The sequence below is a fragment of the Ruegeria sp. I1 genome (assembly GCF_056532675.1).
Genome location: NZ_JBQFNM010000028.1, coordinates 1 through 3,252 on the forward strand (window position 1 = coordinate 1; position 3,252 = coordinate 3,252).

Here is a 3,252-nt window from a genome sequence, read left to right on the forward strand (position 1 = left end):
GCAACCCGCTACGACAGGTGCCCCAAGGTCTTCTTGTCCGCAATCGCACTCGCAGCACTCGTCATATACTGGCTATGAGTCCTGACCCTAACTCCAAAAATATCAAAGAACCTGGTCCAGTCTGCCTGTATCTTTTCAATAAGGTCACGGCACCATAGGATCTCGTCAAAGTCGTAGGCTACGTCGTCAACTTTGTCCCTATGACGCGAGTGTACATCAGTTGTGTGAAAATATTTAGAGCGACGAGCAATGAACAAGGATATTGCTTGGGCTAAAGTGTCTTCCCTCGTAAGCATAACCCAAAAAGTATCTTGCAGGTATTTCTCGAATATGCCGGATGCCAGTAGGGGGTAGAACTGCATGAAGTCGCATTTTGTCGAAAAGAACCTATCCGAGCTTGATTTAGATTTAACGATGAAATTGAAGAGTTGTTCAAAAGTAGATGCACCTGAAGCCTTCAGCTTCAAATCGTAATCTCCATCAACCATCCTGAAGTGCTCACCTGTTCTGAGAAAGCCGTTTGCCTCAAGAAGTGAGCTGAAGTATGTGCTGCCCGACCTTGGCGTCATGCAAATGAACAGATAACGCCGTCCAGGTAGCGTGTTGCCCTCGATCCTATCAAACCTAATTTTTTCTTGAAAAATCCCCTGAAGGAACGTCTCGTTAATTACGCTAAAGTCTTTTACAGGTGGCATCTTGTGCCTCATGCCGCCCATCTGGCAGTTGTTAACGATACCGCCCACACCGGCCCAGAAGCCAACGCCAGCCCCATGGCAATCAAAGAACCTACATCCACGTACCTGAGGCCTCTGGATATACTGCGAGGAAATATCCTGCTGCTCCCCATCAACATAGACGCCGTATCCAAGCGGAAAGATGGGGGTGGGGGTGATTGTGCCGCATCGGGTGAACTCACAATTTAAAACCTTCGGTTAGCCGAAAGACAAACCAGTTCACCGTCCGTTTCGGGCGCGTTAAACCGAGCGGCGAAACGGAAATCAATGGGTCCTGACCCGAACTCCAAAAAGGTAACTTCTCAGAAGTTCGCAATAGATCCATCCATCCGTGTGCCTTTAATGGAGGGTACTTTTTCGAGCCCAAGAATGGTCAAACCATTCTCGACTTCTAGTGCTCCTGTCACGTCGTGGATTGCGATTTGGCTTCCTGTTTTCAACTGAACCGAGCTCGTTTTCAACTGAACAGAGCACGCCGTTGGCGCATATCAAGCTATCCTGACTAAGGTAAATCGAATAGTATACCTCGTGGGAACCGGCGCCCATGTGTAGTACCGTGTTTCCATCTACAACTTGGTGCGCTTGGTTCTCCCTTAAGATCATACGTCCTGCGATGTTACTGGGATCGCACCAAAACAAACGTTGGTTTGTTGAAACGCGCAGAATACCGAACAGTTTCGGCATACCAGTCGCGCCAGGAAGCAGTACAACAGACTTGATATCCATTGTTCGAACACGCATGTCGACGACTTCCACCAATTGGCCACTTAGTGGGTTCATCAGCATATCACCCACGCTTAAATCTTCGATAGCGATATATTGGTCCGGTTCGTCAACCAGTACTTTTGTTCCTTTTGCAATCATAGCCTTATAGCCTTTTCTTGTTGCCTATTCTGTGAAAATTTGTCTGAATCGGGATTTTCTTCTCACTAGTGAACTGCGCGAAATCAGCCTTTTTTGCGAGGATGCAACGAATTCCTACAATTGGACGAGGAGTTTAACGCAGCACTCGGCGGAAATGGCGGAACAATGGCAATGCGTTGCTTTTGCCTTCGTTTTATATGTGCACGGATCGTTGAGGGTTTCATTGTTCGCCTTGAGGCTCGTAAACCTGTCCCGGTACAGCTCGAAAGGTTCATTGAGTGGTAGGATTTGTTTAACGGCTCGGCAAACTTGACCTTGTGGCATTCAACAGGCACTCGATTTGCAGAAACTACATGAGAATCCGAAAACAAAAGGCTGAAGTGCATAGAAGGGTTCTGTTTTCTATGCTTGATCCAAACCTCGTCCAATATTCGAAAATGACAAGCATTCGCAAAGGCTTCATTTCGACTATTTTCTCTAGAACCTTTCAGATCGCGAACCAATATCTTCTGGTCTCGAACGACACTCAGCAGTTTATGTGGGCACTCTGGACCGAGCGATCCAGCTGCCAACTGTACGATTTCGACATCTGTTTTTGGATGCTCGAAGAGTTCGGAAAGGGGCTGAAAACCTGCGTCCAAAGTAAGAATCCAATCCCCAGGCGCCAGTGATTCCACAGGTTTTTCTCCCTCAACCGTTTCGATTAGGGTTCCACCCAAAACTCCGACATCATTCGGGAGCGAGTAACTGGACGCCATGAGCTTCTCGAACCATACCGAAGGGGCGACATGTATCTCTATTTCGTCCTTTCCTTCAGAAACAAACTCACAGCTGATTAGACTCCACACCGATCCAAGTGGCGCTTCAACTGGGGAAACTCGCTTGCTAAGTTCGACCTGTTTTCCGTTGATCAGTATCTTTAAACTGGTCGAAGAATTTCCCTTTTCGAGTTCAAAATTGCTGACAAAGACGCTGAAAGATGCCTCTTCGCCCAAGTTCGAAGCCGCAAAGCTTGTCGACTTCAGGATCGCTACGCGGTCCTCACCCCAACTCAACTGAACAATGCTATTTGGCTGATCCCCCTGGCTTGTTTTTGGTTGTTTTGGTTCCGAAGCAGATTCTATCATACGACCCGAAGCCAGCCGCCAGTTCCCGGCACGCTCCCTGAAATCAAGATCAACTATTCGTCGGTTGGATTGGTTTTTGTCGCCGTACTCCAGACGTCCGCCCGCCAACAGCTGCATTCACTTTACTCCATTGCGCTATGTTGCGCTGAAATTCTTTGCCGGGAATATCCATCAACATTGGCATCTTGACCAATCACCCGTTTCAAAAGACGCAACGTATGCCTCTCTCAGCGGTGTCGTTGTAGAAAGGAACGTTGTTGATCTATGATTGCTTCAGCTGCTTTGTCGCAATTTCCATTGGAGGCCGAGGTGATTGCCCCGGAGGGGGCTATTGCTCTGCCAACTGGTCAAACTACTGAAGCGGTGAGAGTACGCGCGCGTGTTGACATTTGCGGGCCATGTTGACCCTTTCGATACCGGGCAGCACAGATGCGGCCTAGGGTCAGGACTCATAGCCAGTATATGACGAGTGCTGCGAGTGCGATTGCGGACAAGAAGACCTTGGGGCACCTGTCGTAGCGGGTTGC

At 48.6% G+C, this 3,252-nt stretch carries 2 protein-coding genes and 1 pseudogene; all 3 read right to left on the minus strand.

What is annotated here, in order from left to right; translation table 11 throughout:
- Positions 1 to 104: 104 nt before the first annotated feature.
- Positions 105 to 716, minus strand: a pseudogene (locus ACR0DH_RS20190) (Stf0 family sulfotransferase); the annotation flags it as partial.
- A 357-nt stretch (positions 717 to 1,073) separates the two neighbouring features.
- On the minus strand, positions 1,074 to 1,598 hold the full coding sequence (locus ACR0DH_RS20195; RefSeq protein WP_480551866.1) for a Hint domain-containing protein: 525 nt from the start codon (positions 1,596 to 1,598) through the stop codon (positions 1,074 to 1,076).
- A gap of 83 nt (positions 1,599 to 1,681) precedes the next feature.
- Positions 1,682 to 2,842, minus strand: coding sequence for a Hint domain-containing protein (locus ACR0DH_RS20200; protein ID WP_480551864.1), 1,161 nt, complete (start codon positions 2,840 to 2,842; stop codon positions 1,682 to 1,684).
- Positions 2,843 to 3,252: the final 410 nt, after the last annotated feature.

What these genes read in the sequence shown, in the direction of transcription:
- ACR0DH_RS20200 (WP_480551864.1), bottom strand. Translation starts at nt 2,842, where the DNA reads ATGCAGCTGTTGGCGGGCGGACGTCTGGAGTACGGCGACAAAAACCAA.
- ACR0DH_RS20195 (WP_480551866.1), bottom strand. Translation starts at nt 1,598, where the DNA reads ATGATTGCAAAAGGAACAAAAGTACTGGTTGACGAACCGGACCAATAT.